14 protein-coding genes are annotated in these 16,071 nt (G+C 71.5%); 11 read left to right on the top strand and 3 right to left on the bottom strand.

Annotated elements, in window-relative coordinates; genetic code table 11:
* The first annotated feature begins 279 nt into the window (after positions 1 to 279).
* Complete coding sequence (locus tag ACY34M_RS09755) at positions 280 to 2,298, top strand: ATP-binding SpoIIE family protein phosphatase (RefSeq protein ID WP_462715988.1); 2,019 nt, start codon at positions 280 to 282, stop codon at positions 2,296 to 2,298.
* Positions 2,299 to 2,307: 9 nt separating this feature from the next.
* Positions 2,308 to 2,772, top strand: a complete 465-nt coding sequence (locus tag ACY34M_RS09750; RefSeq protein WP_462715989.1) for a hemerythrin domain-containing protein — start codon at positions 2,308 to 2,310, stop codon at positions 2,770 to 2,772.
* A 4-nt stretch (positions 2,773 to 2,776) separates the two neighbouring features.
* Here ACY34M_RS09750 and ACY34M_RS09745 read toward each other — a convergent pair whose 3' ends face one another.
* Positions 2,777 to 3,799, bottom strand: coding sequence for an Lrp/AsnC family transcriptional regulator (locus ACY34M_RS09745; RefSeq protein WP_462715990.1), 1,023 nt, complete (start codon positions 3,797 to 3,799; stop codon positions 2,777 to 2,779).
* Positions 3,800 to 3,942: 143 nt separating this feature from the next.
* Here ACY34M_RS09745 and ACY34M_RS09740 point away from each other — a divergent pair, with 143 nt between their 5' ends.
* Both ACY34M_RS09740 and ACY34M_RS09735 read left to right on the top strand, forming a co-directional pair.
* Positions 3,943 to 5,193 (top strand): MFS transporter, encoded by a 1,251-nt coding sequence (locus ACY34M_RS09740; RefSeq protein WP_462715991.1) that lies wholly within the window; start codon positions 3,943 to 3,945, stop codon positions 5,191 to 5,193.
* The gene (locus tag ACY34M_RS09735; RefSeq protein ID WP_462715992.1) at positions 5,190 to 6,455 is read left to right on the top strand and encodes an amidohydrolase; all 1,266 of its coding nucleotides are present in this window, start codon (positions 5,190 to 5,192) and stop codon (positions 6,453 to 6,455) included. Before ACY34M_RS09740 ends, ACY34M_RS09735 begins: the two co-directional genes overlap by 4 nt.
* A gap of 13 nt (positions 6,456 to 6,468) precedes the next feature.
* Here the strand turns inward: ACY34M_RS09735 and ACY34M_RS09730 are convergent, their stop codons facing one another.
* Positions 6,469 to 8,715 (bottom strand): transglycosylase domain-containing protein, encoded by a 2,247-nt coding sequence (locus tag ACY34M_RS09730; RefSeq protein ID WP_462715993.1) that lies wholly within the window; start codon positions 8,713 to 8,715, stop codon positions 6,469 to 6,471.
* Positions 8,716 to 8,994: 279 nt separating this feature from the next.
* On the opposite strand from ACY34M_RS09730, the gene ACY34M_RS09725 reads away from it, so the two are divergent.
* From ACY34M_RS09725 to ACY34M_RS09705, 5 genes are all read left to right on the top strand, one after another.
* Positions 8,995 to 9,930, top strand: a complete 936-nt coding sequence (locus ACY34M_RS09725; protein ID WP_462715994.1) for an SPFH domain-containing protein — start codon at positions 8,995 to 8,997, stop codon at positions 9,928 to 9,930.
* Positions 9,927 to 10,157: a type II toxin-antitoxin system antitoxin gene (locus ACY34M_RS09720; RefSeq protein ID WP_462715995.1), complete on the top strand. Its 231-nt coding sequence runs from the start codon at positions 9,927 to 9,929 to the stop codon at positions 10,155 to 10,157. The genes ACY34M_RS09725 and ACY34M_RS09720 overlap by 4 nt, the downstream gene beginning before the upstream one ends.
* A 99-nt stretch (positions 10,158 to 10,256) precedes the next feature.
* Positions 10,257 to 10,784, top strand: coding sequence for a PadR family transcriptional regulator (locus ACY34M_RS09715; RefSeq protein WP_462715996.1), 528 nt, complete (start codon positions 10,257 to 10,259; stop codon positions 10,782 to 10,784).
* Positions 10,781 to 11,479, top strand: a complete 699-nt coding sequence (locus ACY34M_RS09710; RefSeq protein ID WP_462715997.1) for an ABC transporter ATP-binding protein — start codon at positions 10,781 to 10,783, stop codon at positions 11,477 to 11,479. Before ACY34M_RS09715 ends, ACY34M_RS09710 begins: the two co-directional genes overlap by 4 nt.
* Complete coding sequence (locus ACY34M_RS09705) at positions 11,476 to 13,872, top strand: ABC transporter permease (RefSeq protein WP_462715998.1); 2,397 nt, start codon at positions 11,476 to 11,478, stop codon at positions 13,870 to 13,872. The genes ACY34M_RS09710 and ACY34M_RS09705 overlap by 4 nt, the downstream gene beginning before the upstream one ends.
* A gap of 16 nt (positions 13,873 to 13,888) precedes the next feature.
* Here ACY34M_RS09705 and ACY34M_RS09700 read toward each other — a convergent pair whose 3' ends face one another.
* Entirely contained in the window at positions 13,889 to 14,836 is a 948-nt protein-coding gene (locus ACY34M_RS09700) for a LysR substrate-binding domain-containing protein (RefSeq protein ID WP_462715999.1), read from the bottom strand.
* 132 nt (positions 14,837 to 14,968) lie between these two features.
* Between ACY34M_RS09700 and ACY34M_RS09695 the strand changes: the two genes are divergently transcribed.
* Together ACY34M_RS09695 and ACY34M_RS09690 are read left to right on the top strand one after the other, a co-directional pair.
* Positions 14,969 to 15,523 carry a peroxiredoxin gene (locus tag ACY34M_RS09695; RefSeq protein WP_399227668.1) on the top strand — a complete coding sequence of 185 codons (555 nt, stop codon included), beginning with the start codon at positions 14,969 to 14,971 and terminating at the stop codon, positions 15,521 to 15,523.
* A gap of 2 nt (positions 15,524 to 15,525) precedes the next feature.
* Entirely contained in the window at positions 15,526 to 16,056 is a 531-nt protein-coding gene (locus ACY34M_RS09690) for an alkyl hydroperoxide reductase (protein ID WP_462716000.1), read from the top strand.
* The last annotated feature ends 15 nt before the right edge of the window (positions 16,057 to 16,071 follow it).

The following is a 16,071-nucleotide window of genomic DNA, read 5'->3' as shown; positions in this document are numbered from 1 at the left end:
CAACGAGGTCATCGAGGGGCGGCTGGACCGTGAACGTGGGTGGAACGACGCAGTGGACGGGCAGGGACGAGTCGACCGTCGGGGCCGCGGGCGCCGCTGTCCACCGGCCCCTTGCACGGACGCCTGCACGGATTCCGTTCCCCGGGCACGGGTTCCGGGTATCCGGTCCCCTGCGGGACACGCCGCAGGTCACTGGTAGCGGCGCCACCCCCGACCTCAACTGCCGGCGTATTGGCCAGTGACACGGCGCGCAGCCCCGGACGGACGGAATCGACACGCGTGACGGAGTACCCCACCTCCCACGAAGGCCGCCACCACGGCACGGCGGCCCGCCCCGCCGATGCCCGCGGGGCGCTTCGGCATACCCCCGAGACCTCCGCCGCCCCCGGCGAGGCCTCCGCCCAGAGCTCCGGCGGCTTACCGGAACAGCCGCGGCGCGCCGCCGGATCCGCGGGTCCCGCCGCGGACCCCGAGCACGCGCAGCCCGTGGCCCCCTCACCCGAGCCGGTGCGCCCCGGACCGCCCGACGGGCCGGACCGCCGCACCGGGCAGCCGCGCCCCGCCGGGCAGCCGACGGCGATGCGGCGGGACGGCGACCGGCTGCGCTTCGTCGGCGCCGCGACCCGGCGGATCGCCCGCGGACTCGACCTCGACGAGATCGTGATGGGCCTGTGCCGGGCGACCGTCCCGACGTTCTCCGACGCGATCCTCGTATATCTGCGCGAGCCGCTGCCGGTGGGCGACGAGCGGCCGACCGGCCCCATGGTGCTGCGCCTGCGCCGCAGCGACCGGATCCCGGACTCCACCGACACCGGTTCCGACGCGGAGACGGAAGGGCCGGGGCCCGTGGTCCCGGCCACCCCGCAGCTCGAACTGACGGCGGGGAGCTCCGAACTGTGCGAGGTGCGCCCCGGCGGCGCGCTCGCCGAGGTGCTGCGCGGTGTGCGGCCCGTGTTCGCGGACTCGCCCGCCGCGCTCGCCGCGCTGCCCGAACTGCTCGGCACGGAGCGCGCCCTGCCGAGCGGCCAGCGCGCGATCCTCGCTCCCCTGCGGGGGCGGCGGCGGGTGATCGGGGCCGCGGTGTTCCTGCGCCGCCCCGACCGGTTCGCGTTCGACGCCGACGACCTGCTGGTCGCCGGCCAGCTGGCGACGCACAGCGCGCTCGGCATCGACAAGGCGGTGCTGTACGGGCGCGAGGCGTACATCGCGGACGAACTGCAGCGCACGATGCTGCCGGAGAACCTGCCGCACCCGACCGGGGTTCGGCTCGCCTCGCGCTATCTGCCGGCGGCGGAGACGGCGCGGGTCGGCGGCGACTGGTACGACGCGATTCCGCTGCCGGGCAGCCGGGTCGCGCTCGTCGTCGGCGACGTCATGGGCCACTCGATGACCTCGGCCGCGATCATGGGCCAGCTGCGCACGACCGCGCAGACCCTCGCCGGACTCGACCTGCCCCCGCAGGAGGTCCTGCACCACCTCGACGAACAGGCCCAGCGGCTCGGCAGCGACCGCATGGCGACGTGCATGTACGCCGTGTACGACCCCGTGGCGCACCGCATCACCATCGCCAACGCCGGGCATCCGCCGCCCGTCCTGCTGCACCTGGGCGGACGCTCCGAGGTGCTGCGGGTGCCGCCGGGCGCGCCGATCGGCGTCGGCGGCGTCGACTTCGAGGCGGTCGAGCTGGACGCCCCGGCGGGCGCCACGCTGCTCCTGTACACGGACGGGCTCGTCGAGTCCCGGCTGCGGGACGTGTGGACCGGCATAGAGCAGCTGCGTGAACGGCTCGCCGCCACCGCCCAGTTGACGGGACCGGACCATCCGCCGCCCCTGGAGGCGCTGTGCGACGAGGTCCTGGACATGCTCGGCCCCGGCGACCGGGACGACGACATCGCGCTGCTCGCCGCCCGGTTCGACGGGATCGCGCCGAGCGATGTCGCGTACTGGACCCTGGAGCCGGAGGACGCGGCGCCGGGCCGGGCCCGCAGGCTGGCCCGCAGCGCCCTGGACCGCTGGGGCCTGGAGGAGCTCACGGACTCGGTGGAGCTCCTGGTGAGCGAGGTCGTGACGAACGCGGTGCGCTACGCCACGCGTCCGGTGACGCTGCGACTGCTGCGGACCGACGTGCTGCGCTGCGAAGTGGGCGACGACGTGCCGCAGTTGCCGCGGCTGCGGCAGGCGCGGGCGACGGACGAGGGCGGCCGTGGGCTCTACCTGGTGAACCGTCTCGCCAGGCGGTGGAGTGCGACGCGCCTGTCCACGGGCAAGGTCGTCTGGTTCGAGCTCCCGGTGCCGTAAATATGGGGCATGTGCCACTACTGCGGATGTCGTGAGATCCCGCTCATCAAGGAGTTCATCGCCGAGCACGAGCGGGTCACCGACGCCGCCGGGGACGCGCTGCGGGCCCTCGATCGCGGCGACGTGGCGGCGGCCCGCACGCTCGTGGACACCATGGCGAAGGAGCTCGCCTCGCACTGGAAGGGCGAGGAGGACGGCCTGTTCACGGTAATGCGGGACGATCCGGAGTACGCGGACTACATCGACGCGCTGGTCGCCGAGCACCGCGACCTCGGGGCGCTGCTGCCCACGCTCGACCTCACGGACCCCGGCGACGTACAGCGCCTGAAGGACGAGACGGACGAGCTGCACCGGCACATCGCCAAGGAGGAGGACGGCCTCTTCCCGGCGTCGCTGACGGCGCTGTCCGGGGACGGGTGGGACGCGTCGATGGCCGCGTGGCGCGCGGCGCACCCGCGGCCGGGCGGGGCGTGAGGGTCTAGAACCCCACCGGTACGTATCCGGTGGCCCGCCCCCAGTCGTCGAGGATCCGCCCCATCCGCTTCACGGTGCGCAGCGTCACCGTGCGGTCCTCGACGCGCAGGGCGGGGAAGCGCTCGTCCAGGTGGGCCTCCAGGGTCGCCATGCCGTCGAGGTCGCGGAGCCAGACGGAGAAGAGCAGATTGCAGGAGCCGGTGACCGAGGTGCACAGGCGTGTCTGCGGGAGGCGGGCGAGGGCCGCGCCGGTGCGGTCGAGTTCGCCGTGCGGGACGGTCGCCCGGTACGTGGCGAGCGCCGGCCAGCCCGCCAGCTGCTGGGCGAGATCGCAGCGCAGCAGGATCTCGCGGTCGCGCACCTCGCGCGCGAGGCGGCGGCGCACGGTCGACTCGCCGACACCGAGGGCCTGCGCCAACTCGGCGTACCCGGCACGCCCGTTGGCGCCGAGTGCGCGAAGGAGCGCCAGGTCGACCTCGTCACGGGGCCGGAACGGGCGCGACGGGGCGCCCGGCGCGGTCCCCGCCGCGCCGAGCCGCGCCCGCCCCGCCGGGTCGAGGGCGCGCACCTTCCAGCCGCCGCCCTCCTGGTAGAGCCGCATGCTCAGCCGGGTCCGGGTGCCGCGCACGCCCGGCAGCCGGCCCAGGTCGTCGCTGACGCGGCGGCCGAGCGAGGGCAGGTCGGGCGCCGCGACGGACAGCAGCAGGTCGTAGTCGCCGACCACGTGCTCGGCGCTGAACACCCACGGGAGCCGCACCAGACGGTCGCTCAGCTCCTCCAACTCACCCGGTGTGCAGGTCACTTCGACGTACCCGACGGTGGCCGTCGCCGGTCCCGCGTACGCCGTCACCCACGCGAGGCCCGCCCGTTCGAGGCGCGCCCAGCGGCGGGCCGCGGTCGTCGCGTCGATGCCGACGGCCGGCCCGACCCGGCTCCACGGGGCGCGCGGATCGGTCTGCAGGGCGTCGATCAGGGCGAGATCGGCCTCCTCGAAGGCGGCGGATTCCGGCAGGAGACCGAGTGCCACGCCGTTTTCCAGCAATTGCGGCCCCTTCCCGCACGGCGGCCGGATTCTGTCCCCACTTCCGAGCCGCTCCCCACACCAGCACGCCCACTCTAGAAGGAGTGCCTGTGGCCCCACCCTCGCAAGGCCCCGACCAAGCGTCCCCAGTGCGCCGTGAGCGCCTCGACAGGGGCGCGAAGATCACGGTCACGCTGCTCTTCACCGCCTGGCTGATCGACTACATCGACCGGCTGGTCATCAATCTGGCCCTCCCCTCGATCGGCCACGAATTCGACCTCAGCCGCGCCCAGCAGGGCATGGCCGTCTCGGTGTTCTTCGTGGCGTACGCGGTCTGCCAGATCCCCGGCGGCATGCTCGCCGACCGGTTCGGCGCCAAGCGCGTCACCTGCTGGGCGCTGCTCCTGTGGTCCGCGTTCACGGCGCTCACCGGTCTCGCGGGCTCGTTCGCGATCCTGCTGGTGGTGCGCTTCCTGTTCGGTGTCGCCGAGGGGATCTTCCCCGGTGCCTCCATGAAGGCGGTGAGCGAGCGGACCACTCAGGGCCAGCGGATGAGCGCCAACGGCGTCGTGCAGTCGTCGAACGCCGTGGCCGCGATCGTCGCCCCGCTGATCGCCGCACCCCTGATCGCCCACTTCGGCTGGCGCTCGGCGTTCTTCACCGTCGCCGCCGTCGGCGTCTTCGTGTACGCGGCCGTGCGCCTGTGGCTGCCGGAGCGGGAGCGGACGCAGGCCGAGGCACGGTCTGCCGGCTCCACCCGCACCGTGGTGCGCTCGGGAACGATGTGGGCGTTCGCCGGGATGTTCTTCGGCTACGACATCATCGTGTGGGGCCTCAACACCTGGGTGCCCTCGTACCTCAACGAGGAGCGCGGGCTCGCGCTCACCTCGGCGGGCGCGCTCGCGATCGTGCCCGCGGGCGCGGCGACGGTCGCCGTGATCGTCGGCGGCCGGCTCGCGGACCGCTTCGAGGGCAACCAGCGCAAGATCGTGGTGCCCGCCATGGCGGTCTCCTCAGTCGCGCTGATCCTCATGGCGACGGCCTCCGGCACGGCCGCGTTCGTCGGCTGGATGACGGTGGCGATCGGGTCCGCCTCGCTGGGCTACATGCCGATCTTCGCGGTGCCGCTGCGCAGCCTGCCGCCCGAACTGACCGGCGCGGCGGCCGGGTTGATCACGTTCGGCGGGCAGGCCGGCGGGGTCGTCGCGCCGACCGCGATGGGGATGCTGGCGGACTCGGCCGGGTTCGGCGCCGCGTTCGGCTTCCTCGTCGTCGGCGCGGTGCTCGCCGCGTTCCTCGCCTGCGTCACCCCGCAGACCACACTGAGCTTCCGTCGGGCGCTGCGGCTGCCCGACGAGCCCGAGTCCACCCCCGTACCCGTACAAGGAGAGGCCCGATGACCGGCACCACCCTCGACAGCCTGCTGCCGTCCCTGCGCGAGCTCTACCGGGACCTGCACGCCCACCCCGAGCTCTCCCTCCAGGAGACCCGCACCGCCGGGATCGTCGCCGCCCGGCTGCGCGAACAGGGCGGCTGGGAGGTGACCGAGGGCGTCGGCGGCACGGGCGTCGTCGGGGTGCTCCGCAGCGGCGAGGGCCCCACCGTGCTGCTCCGCGCCGACATGGACGGCCTGCCCGTCCTGGAGGCCACGGGCCTGCCCTACGCGTCCGTGGCCCGCGGCACCGACCGCGACGGCAACGACGTACCGGTCATGCACGCCTGCGGCCACGACATGCACGTCACGTGTCTGCTCGGTGTGACGGCGGTGCTCGCGGCGGAGCGGGACACCTGGCGCGGCACCGTCGTCGCCGTGTTCCAGCCCGCGGAGGAGATCGGTCGCGGGGCCAGGGACATGCTGGACGACGGGTTCGCGGAGCGTTTCCCGGCACCGGACGTGTGTCTGGGGCAGCACGTCGGACCGTTCCCCACGGGCGTCGCGGTGACCCGCCCCGGAGCCGTCATGGCGGCCTCCGACAGCTACCGCGTCCGGCTCTTCGGGCGCGGCGGGCACGGGTCGACGCCCGAGTCGACGGTCGACCCGGTGGTCCTCGCGGCGGCCGTCGTGATGCGGCTGCAGACCGTGGTCTCGCGCGAGGTCGGCGCCTCGCAGACGGCCGTCGTGACGGTCGGCTCGATGCACGTCGGCACGAAGGAGAACATCATCGCGGACGAGGCCGAACTGCGGCTCAACATCCGCTCGGTGGACCCGGTGGTGCGCGAGCGGGTGATCGCCGCGGTGCGCAGGATCGTCCGGGCGGAGGCGGAGGCCTCGGGCTCGCCCAAGGAGCCGGAGTTCACCTCGCTCGGCTCGTTCCCCGTCACGGTGAACACCGACGAGGCCACCGCCACGACGATCGACGGGCTGCGCGGGGCGCTCGGCGAGCACGGCGTGCTGGTGCTGCCGCACCCGATCAACGGCAGCGAGGACTTCGGCCTGTTCGGCACGGAGCTGGGCGCGCCCTCGGTGTTCTGGCACTTCGGCGGCGCCGACCCGGCCGCCTTCGCAGGCCTCGACGCCCAGACACTCGCCTCGCGCGGACTGCCCGCCGAGATCCCGGTGAACCACTCGCCGCAGTACGCGCCGCTGCAGGACCCGACGATCGAGCTGGGGGTGCGGGCCCTACTGGGCGCGGCCCGCACCTGGCTCGGCTCCCCCGAGTAGCGCCGGGGGCCGGTCAGTTCCTGCCCTGGCCGCCGTTCCCGCCGCCACCGCCCTCGGGCTCGACCGGGCCCCCCGTGAAGGTCTCGGTCGGGCTGTCGGTCGGGATCGGGAGGGTCTGGGTCGGCTCCGTGGGCGGGGTCTCGCTCGTCGGGGGGTCGCTCGGCGTCGACTCGGTCGGCGTCGGGGAGTCCGACTGCGTCTCGGTCGGCGTCGGGTCGGTCGAGGGCTCCTCGGTCGGGGTGGCCGGGGCGGTCGTCGTGGGCTGGACGGCCTTGCCCATGTCGGTGTCCAGGTCGAACTCGCTGTTGGCGCTGGACGAGTTGAAGGTGTACTGCGCCCAGATCCGGGCCGGGAAGCTGCCGCCGTCGACGCGGGGCAGGCCGCCGGCCCCCTTCATGGACACGTGCGCGTTCGCCTCGGGCGTGCCCTGCGCGCCCTCGCCGAACAGGCCCACCGAGGTGACGAGGTCCGGCGTGTACCCGGTGAACCAGGCCGACTTGTTGTCGTCGGAGGTACCGGTCTTGCCCGCGACCTGCTGGCCTTCGCGGTCGGCGTTGTCGCGCACCGAGGCCTTCGCCGTACCGTCGTCGACCACGCCGGTCAGCACGGAGGTCACGGAGTCGGCGGCGCCGCGGCTGATGACCTGCTCGCCCACGGGGTCGTCGAGCGGGACGTCCTGGCCCTGCTTGGCCACCGCCTTCACGATCCGCGGGGTGACCTTCTTGCCGTGGTTGTCGAGCGTCGCGTAGACACCGGCCATCTCCATCGGGCTCGCGCCCATGGTGCCGAGGGTCTGCGCGTAGTACGGCTTGAGGTCGGCGGAGTCCATGCCGAGCTTCTTCGCCGTCTCCATCACCTTGTCCATGCCGACGTCGACGCCGAGCTGGGCGAAGACGGAGTTGATGGACTTGTTCATGGCGGTTTGGAGGGTGACGGGGCCGTAGCTCTTCTTGTCCTCGTTCGGCGGGGCGAAGCCGACCTTCTCGCCGTTGTCGACGGCCGGGCGCCTGCTGGTGCCGTCGTAGATCGTGTCCGCGGTGATGCTCTGACCCGACTGCGTCGTGGCCCCGTTCTCCAGGGCGGCCGCGAGGATCAGCGGCTTGAAGGTGGAGGCGGGCTGGTAGTCGGTGCGGGTCGCGTTGCTGGCGTAGTGCTCGTTGATCCCCTCGCCGCCGTACAGGGCGAGCACCTTGCCGGTCTTCGGGTCGACGGAGACGGCGCCGGCCTGCACGCGCGCGTCGGCCTTCTTGTGCTTGCGGTCGAGGTTGTCGCTCAGCTGCTGCTCGACCGACTTCTCGAGCTGCTTCTGCTTCTTGCGGTTGATGTTGAGGGTGACCGTGTAGCCGCCGGCGTCGAACTGTGCCTCGGTGAGGTTGAGTTCCTTGATGACCTCGTCCCTGGCCGCCTGGTAGAGGTACCCCTCCTGGCCCTGGAGCCCGGAGGCCGCCTTCGGCTGCTTCGGCTTGTCGAACGTCATGCCCTGCCGCTCGCTCGCGCTCAGCCACTTCATGTCGACCATGTTGTCGAGCACGTAGTTCCAGCGCGCCTGCGCCAGCCGCTTGCCGGTGTCGGAGGCGATCGCCCAGTCGTACTGGTTGGGGGCCTGGAGCAGGGCTGCGAGGTACGCGCCCTGCTGCACGTCCAGGTCCTTGGCGTCGATGCCGTAGTAGGCCTGGGCCGCCGCCTGGACGCCCCAGGCGCCGCGGCCGTAGTAGCTGGTGTTGATGTACCCGGCGAGGATCTCGTCCTTGGACTTCTTCTGGTCCACCTTCAGCGAGATGACCAGTTCCTTGAGCTTGCGGGAGACGGTCTGTTCCTGCGTCAGGTAGTAGTTCTTCACGTACTGCTGGGTGATCGTCGAACCACCCTGCTTGCCCTTGCCGAGGACGGTGTTGAGCACGCCGCGGGCGGTGCCCTTCATGTCCACGCCCTTGTCCGTGTAGAACGTCTTGTTCTCGGCGGCGACGAAGGCGTGCTGGACCTTCTGGGGCACCTCGGCGAGGTCCACGTTCTCGCGGTTCAGCTTGCCGGTGCGGGCCATCGTCGAGCCGTCGCTGTACTTGTAGACGTTGCTCTGCACCGTGGCGTCGGGGTTGCCCTCGGGCACGTCGATCACCAGATACAGCACGATGAAGGTGCCCATGCACAGCAGCACGAGTCCGAAGAACGTGCCCAGGAGCTTCTTCCAGGTGAAGAAGCGGCGTATACCAGACGGCCGCGCCGCGCGCTTGCGCGCCTTCCTCGCTTCCGCTCGGCCCATGACCTCAGTCGCTCCGCATCTTGTCCGTGCGCGTACGTCTACGAGTACGTACCCACTACTCACGATCGTGCTGAATCGGCTCAAGAACCTAACCCGTCACTTATGTCGAATCTCCGTTGATTCGGCCATATCGGACGTGACAATCAGCACCTGCCCCATGGGAACCGACGAGTGAGGGGTGCGGATGGTTGCCGGACGCGATAAAGTGATATCACTTTGCTAGACCGTGTTCGGGGCATTCGAGCCACGAACGACCAGCTCAGAGAAACGGGGACGGCCATGTCCGAGACGGACGCCACACCGAACACTCCCGACGTGCAGATGCCCAAGGCGCACGTACGCGAGTTCACGGCCCACAGCATCGGCGGCGGACTCGCCCTGCTGCTCGGCCTCGTCGGCCTGATCGTCGGCGCGGGCCTCATCGCGATCGCCTCCTCCACCGACTCGGCGGGCGCCAAGGCGTCACTCATCGCGATCGGCGTCGTGGTCGCGATCTGCTCGGTCTTCGCCATGGCGGGCCTGAACATGGTGGCGCCGGGCGAGGCCCGCGTCGTCCAGCTCTTCGGCCGCTACCGGGGCACGATCCGCACGGACGGCCTGCGCTGGGTGAACCCGCTGACCTCGCGCACCAAGATCTCGACCCGTGTGCGCAACCACGAGACGGCGGTCCTGAAGGTCAACGACGCGTACGGCAACCCGATCGAGCTCGCCGCGGTCGTCGTCTGGAAGGTCGAGGACACGGCACAGGCGACCTTCGAGGTCGACGACTTCCTGGAGTTCGTCTCGACGCAGACCGAGGCGGCGGTCCGGCACATCGCCATCGAGTACCCGTACGACGCGCACGACGAGGAGGGCCTGTCGCTGCGCGGCAACGCGGAGGAGATCACGGAGAAGCTCGCCCTGGAGCTCCACGCGCGCGTGGAGGCGGCCGGCGTCCAGATCATCGAGTCCCGCTTCACGCACCTCGCGTACGCCCCCGAGATCGCCTCGGCGATGCTCCAGCGCCAGCAGGCGGGCGCGGTCGTGGCGGCCCGCCGGCAGATCGTCGACGGAGCGGTCGGCATGGTCGAGGCCGCGCTCGCCCGGATCGCCGAGCAGGACTTCGTGGAACTGGACGAGGAGCGCAAGGCGACCATGGTGAGCAACCTGCTGGTCGTGCTCTGCGGAGACCGCGCCGCCCAGCCGGTCCTGAACACCGGAACGCTCTACCAGTGACGCCGCCCCCCGACCGCGAGCGCCGCCCGGCACGCAAACAGGTCCTGCTGCGGCTCGACCCCGCGGTGTACGACGCGCTCGCGCGCTGGGCGGGCGACGACCTGCGCTCGGCCAACGCGCAGATCGAGTTCCTGTTGCGGAAGGCGCTGGCGGAGGCGGGCAGGCTGCCGGGTTCGGCGAAGCCGATACCGAAGCGGGGCCGTCCGCCGGCCGAAGAAACCGACTGATCTGCTCAATCGCCGCAGGGGCTTGATGATTCAGGCCCCTGCGGCGTTCTCTCGGCCAGCTATACACACCGCGTATACACGGTGTGTATAGTCACTCGCATGTCCATCGGCCACACTCTTCTCGGGCTGCTCGAATCCGGGCCCCGCCACGGTTACGACCTCAAGCGCACCTTCGACGAGACGTTCGGGCACGACAAGCCGCTGCACTACGGGCAGGTCTACTCGACCATGTCCCGCCTCCTGAAGAACGGCCTCGTCGAGGTCGACGGGGTGGAGGCGGGCGACGGCCCCGAGCGCAAGCGGTACGCGATCACCGAAGCCGGCGTCACCGACGTGCGGCAGTGGCTCGCGACTCCGGAGAAGCCGGAGCCGTACCTCCAGTCGACCCTCTACACGAAGGTCGTCCTCGCCCTGCTGACCCGGCGCGACGCCACCGAACTGCTCGACTCGCAGCGCGCCGAGCACCTGCGCCTGATGCGCATCCTCACGGACCGCAAGCGCAAGGGCGACCTCGCCGACCAGCTCATCTGCGACCACGCCCTGTTCCACCTGGAAGCCGACCTGCGCTGGCTGGAACTGACGGCCGCGCGCCTCGACAAGCTCGCCGCGGAGGTACGACCTTCATGAGTTCCCCCATCGCGCCCGCCGGTTCCCTGCTGGCCGCCGCCGACCTGCACAAGGCGTACGGACCGACCCCGGCGCTCGACGGCGCCTCCTTCTCCGTCCACCCCGGCGAGGTCGTCGCCGTCATGGGCCCCTCCGGCTCGGGCAAGTCGACGCTGCTGCACTGCCTCGCCGGCATCGTCACGCCGGACTCCGGCACCATCACGTACAACGGCCGCGAGCTGACCGCCATGTCCGACGCGGAGCGCAGCGCGCTGCGCCGCGGCGAGTTCGGCTTCGTGTTCCAGTTCGGCCAGCTCGTCCCCGAGCTGACGTGTGTGGAGAACGTCGCGCTGCCGCTGCGGCTGAACGGCGTGAAGCGCAAGAACGCCGAGCGCAGGGCCGCCGAGTGGCTGGAGCGCCTGGAGGTCGACGACCTCGCGGGCAAGCGGCCCGGCGAGGTGTCCGGCGGCCAGGGCCAGCGCGTCGCCGTCGCCCGTTCCCTGGTCACGGGGCCGCGCGTGCTGTTCGCGGACGAGCCGACCGGCGCCCTGGACTCGCTCAACGGCGAGCGCGTCATGGAGCTGCTCACGGACGCCGCCCGCAGCACCGGCGCCGCCGTCGTCCTCGTCACCCACGAGACCCGGGTCGCCGCCTACTCCGACCGCGAGATCGTCGTACGGGACGGCAAGGCCAGGGACATGGAGTTCGCCCGATGACCCTCCTCGACGACCGGCCCGTCCAGGCCCCGCCACCGCCCACCCGCCCCGGCCTCGCGGGCCGCGCGCGCGATCTCGCGCTCGGCCTCCGCTTCGGCTTCTCCGGCGGCCGCGAGGGCTGGATCCGTACGCTGCTCACCGCGCTCGGCGTCGGCCTCGGCGTCGCCGTGCTGCTCGGCGCCGCGTCGGTGCCGAACTTCACGAGCGCCCGCAACGCCCGCTACGACGCCCGCGTGCCCGACTACGCCGCGCAGGCCGAGAAGCCGTCGGACCGCACGCTGCTCACGATCGACATTGGCTCCTCGTACAAGGATCTGTCGGTCGGCGGCCACATGCTGCGCGGCGAGGGCGGGCACCCCGTCCTGCCGCCGGGCGTCGACAAGCTGCCCGGCCCCGGCGAGATGCTGGTCTCGCCCGCGCTGCGCGACCTCCTCGACTCCCCCAAGGGCGAACTGCTCAAGAAGCGCTACGACTTCCGCGACGTCGGCACCATCCAGCAGGCCGGCCTGGGCGACCCCTTCGAGCTGTACCTGTACGCGGGCAGCGACAGCATCGGCACGGACCGCGGCGCCACCCGCATCGACGGCTTCGGGAAGGCGGGCGACGACAGTCCGCTGGACCCGGCCCTGGTGCTGCTGATCCTGCTGGGCTGCGTCGTGCTGCTCGCCCCCATCGCCATCTTCATCGCGACCGCCGTGCGGTTCGGCGGCGAGCGGCGCGACCGCAGGCTCGCCGCGCTGCGGCTCGTCGGCGCGGATGCGCGGATGACGCGCTGGGTGGCGGCCGGTGAGGCACTGTTCGGCACGCTCATCGGCCTGGCGTTCGGCCTGCTCGCCTTCTACGCGGGCCGGCAGGTGTTCGCCCACGTCGAGGTGTGGCGCCTGTCGGCGTTCCCCGACGACTTCACTCCGGTGCCGGTCCTCGCCGCGGTGGTGCTGCTCGCGGTGCCGCTGTCCGCGATCGCCGTCACGGTGTTCGCCCTGCGCTCCGTCTCGATCGAACCCCTCGGTGTCGTGCGGGGCGGGCGGGTGCGCCACCGCAGGCTGTGGTGGCGGCTGCCCGTCCCCGTCGCGGGCGTCCTGGTCCTGTTCCTGTCCAGTTTCGGCGAGGGCTCGTCCCAGATGGACATGGCCGTGATCGCGGGAGGTGTCCTGCTGACCCTCGTCGGCATGGTGCTGGTCCTGCCCTGGCTGGTGGAGGCCGTCGTGAGCCGGCTGCGGGGCGGCTCCGTCCCCTGGCAACTGGCGACCCGCAGGCTCCAGTTGAACAGCAGCGGCGCCACCCGCGCGGTCTCCGGCATCACCATCGCGGTGGCCGGCGGCATCGCCCTGCAGATGTTCACCGTCGGCATCAACGACAGCTTCAACAGCGCGACCGGCCAGGACCCCCAACGCGCCCAGATCGGCGCGAACACCGACTTCCCGAGCGGCGCGCTGGCCGACCGGATGGTCCAGGAGTTCCGGACGACCAAGGGCGTACGGAAGGTCATCGGCACGGTCAGCTCCTCGGCCGAGCGGGTGGGCGCCAAGCCGGACGCGGACGGCTACGCCCCGTCCGTCTCGCTGTCCGTCGGTTCCTGCCCCTCGCTGCGCGAGCTGGCCCACCTGCCGTCGTGCTCGGACGGCGACGTCTTCCGCGTCACCCGCTCGCACGACTCGTACAGCGACGAGCAGTTGGAGAAGGTCGCCGTGCCCGGCGGGCGGCTCGTCGTGGACAACCCCGAGGACGCGGGCCGCACCGACCTGAAGCCGGTGCACTGGTCGCTGCCCCGGGACGTGCGCACCGTCGACGCCCGGAAGGACCCGGCGGGCGAGTACTACGGCGGCATCCTCGCCACACCGGGCGCCCTCGACCCGGCGATCCTGCACACCGCGTCGACCACGGCGCAGATCCAGATCGACGAGAGCGTGCCCGACGCGGCGGACCAGGTCCGCAACACCGCGTTCGCGGTCGACCCGGCCATGCAGGTGTGGACGTACGAGCTGACGACCCGCGACAAGGAGTACGCGAGCATCCGCACGGCCCTGTTCACCGCGGCGGCCCTCACGATGGTGATCATCGCGGCGTCGATGCTGGTCTCGCAGATCGAGCAGCTCCGTGAGCGCAAGCGGCTGTTGTCGGTGCTCGTCGCCTACGGCACGAAGCGCTCGACGCTCGCCTGGTCGGTGCTGTGGCAGACGGCGGTCCCGGTGGCCCTGGGCATGGTCGTGGCCGTGGCGGGCGGACTGACGCTCGGCTGGCTGATGCTGCGCCTGGTCGGCAAGCCGGTGAGCGACTGGCTGCTGTTCCTCCCGCTGAGCGGGGTGGCGGCCGCCGTCGTCGCGGCGGTGACCCTCCTGTCTCTTCCGCCGCTGTACCGCATGATGCGGGCGGAGGGCCTGCGCACGGAGTGACCGGCCGATCGTCGGCTCAGCCGCCGAGGACGCGAACCGGCAGGCCCTTCAAGGCGGTTCGCAGGGCCGAGGCCAGCTCCTCGTACTCGGCGGAGCGTGCCGCCCCCGTCCGCATGGCGAAGGCCACGCGGCGCGCGGGGGCGGGCTCCGCGAAGTACCCGGTGAGCAACTGGCTGCTGCGGCTGGTCTCGACGGACACGGCGGTGCGCGGCAGCAGCGTCACCCCGAGGCCGCCCGCGACCAGCTGGACGAGTGTGGACAGTCCGGCGGCGGTCGTGGCGACGGGCGCGTCGTCGCGGCCCGCCTCCCGGCAGATGTCGAGCGCCTGGTCGCGCAGGCAGTGCCCCTCGTCGAGCAGCAGCAGGTTCAGCTCGCGCAGCGCCTCGCGCGGGATCCCCTCCCGGCTGCCCAGCCAGTGGTCGAGCGGAGTGACCAGCACGAAGTCCTCGTCGAACAGCGGGAGTTCGGTCACCCCCGGCACCCCGAGCGGCACGGCGAGCAGCAGCAGATCGAGCCGGCCCGCCGCCAGTCCTTCGAGGAGCGAGGACGTCTGCTCCTCGTGCACCTGGAGGTCCAGATCGGGATACGTGTCGTGGACGAGCCGCAGCACGGTCGGCAGCAGGTACGGCGCCACGGTGGGGATCACTCCGAGCCGCAGCGCCCCCGTGAACGGCGCCCGCACCGCCTCGGCCTCCTCGACGAGCGCGCCGACCTCGTCGAGCACGGCCCTCGCCCGCACCGCGATCCGCTCCCCGGCGGGCGAGAGCAGCACTTTTCTCGTCGTACGCTCGAGGAGGGTCACCCCGAGCGTCTCCTCCAGGGCCGAGACCGCGCCCGACAGCGCGGGCTGACTCATCCCGTTCGCCGCCGCCGCGTCCCGGAAGTGCAGATGCTCCGCGACCGCGGCGAACGCCCTGAGCTGCGCCAGGCTGGGCTGTCTGCGCTTTCCGTTCTGTACGGCCACTGATAGCCACCTCCGATCAACATGACCGAGTCTAGCTATTTCCTTAATCAATGCACCCTGTGCCACGATCTTGAGCAGTCCAACCCATGGAAACAGCCCCAAAAGGGATGTCTCCTACTGCAAGGAGTTCGTGTGCTCACTGTCGGTGACAAGTTCCCCGAGTTCGACCTGACTGCCTGTGTCTCGCTGGAGAAGGGCTCTGAGTTCGAGCAGATCAACCACAAGACCTACGAGGGCAAGTGGAAGATCGTCTTCGCGTGGCCCAAGGACTTCACCTTCGTGTGCCCGACCGAGATCGCCGCGTTCGGCAAGCTGAACGAGGAGTTCGCCGACCGTGACGCCCAGATCCTCGGCTTCTCCGGCGACTCCGAGTTCGTGCACCACGCCTGGCGCAAGGACCACCCGGACCTGACGGACCTGCCCTTCCCGATGATGGCCGACTCGAAGCACGAGCTCATGCGTGACCTCGGCATCGAGGGCGAGGACGGCTTCGCGCAGCGCGCCGTCTTCATCGTCGACCAGAACAACGAGATCCAGTTCACGATGGTGACCGCCGGCAGCGTCGGCCGTAACCCCAAGGAGGTCCTGCGGGTCCTCGACGCCCTCCAGACGGACGAGCTGTGCCCGTGCAACTGGAGCCAGGGCGAGGACACCCTCGACCCCGTCGCGCTGCTGGCCGGTGAGTGAGCATGGCCCTCGATGAGCTGAAGTCCGCCGTTCCGGACTACGCCAAGGACCTGAAGCTCAACCTGGGCTCGGTCATCGGCAACTCGGACCTGCCGGCCCAGCAGCTGTGGGGCACGGTCCTCGCGACCGCCATCGCGTCCCGGTCCCCGCGCGTGCTGCGCGAGCTGGAGCCCGAGGCGAAGGCGAACCTGTCGCCCGAGGCGTACACCGCCGCGAAGTCGGCTGCCGCCGTCATGTCGATGAACAACGTCTTCTACCGCACGCGTCACCTGCTCTCGGACAACGAGTACGGGACGATGCGCGCGGGTCTGCGGATGAACGTCATCGGCAACCCGGGCGTCGACAAGGTCGACTTCGAGCTGTGGTCCTTCGCGGTCTCCGCGATCAACGGCTGCGGGATGTGCCTCGACTCGCACGAGCAGGTGCTCCGCAAGGCCGGGGTCGACCGTGAGGTCGTCCAGGAGGCCTTCAAGATCGCCTCGGTGATCCAGGCGGTCGGCGTCACGCTCGACGCGGAAGACGTCTTGGCGTAAGCGGGACAATTCAAG

It is taken from the genome of Streptomyces sp. EDA2-14 (genome assembly GCF_054963755.1).
Note: the sequence above shows the minus strand (reverse complement) of the source record. Positions and strands in the feature narration are given on the sequence as shown.

Coding starts and splice junctions, on each gene's coding strand:
- ACY34M_RS09750 (WP_462715989.1), top strand. CDS start 2,308: ATGTGCCACTACTGCGGATGTCGTGAGATCCCGCTCATCAAGGAGTTC.
- ACY34M_RS09735 (WP_462715992.1), top strand. CDS start 5,190: ATGACCGGCACCACCCTCGACAGCCTGCTGCCGTCCCTGCGCGAGCTC.
- ACY34M_RS09730 (WP_462715993.1), bottom strand. CDS start 8,715: ATGGGCCGAGCGGAAGCGAGGAAGGCGCGCAAGCGCGCGGCGCGGCCG.
- ACY34M_RS09725 (WP_462715994.1), top strand. CDS start 8,995: ATGTCCGAGACGGACGCCACACCGAACACTCCCGACGTGCAGATGCCC.
- ACY34M_RS09715 (WP_462715996.1), top strand. CDS start 10,257: ATGTCCATCGGCCACACTCTTCTCGGGCTGCTCGAATCCGGGCCCCGC.
- ACY34M_RS09710 (WP_462715997.1), top strand. CDS start 10,781: ATGAGTTCCCCCATCGCGCCCGCCGGTTCCCTGCTGGCCGCCGCCGAC.
- ACY34M_RS09705 (WP_462715998.1), top strand. CDS start 11,476: ATGACCCTCCTCGACGACCGGCCCGTCCAGGCCCCGCCACCGCCCACC.
- ACY34M_RS09690 (WP_462716000.1), top strand. CDS start 15,526: ATGGCCCTCGATGAGCTGAAGTCCGCCGTTCCGGACTACGCCAAGGAC.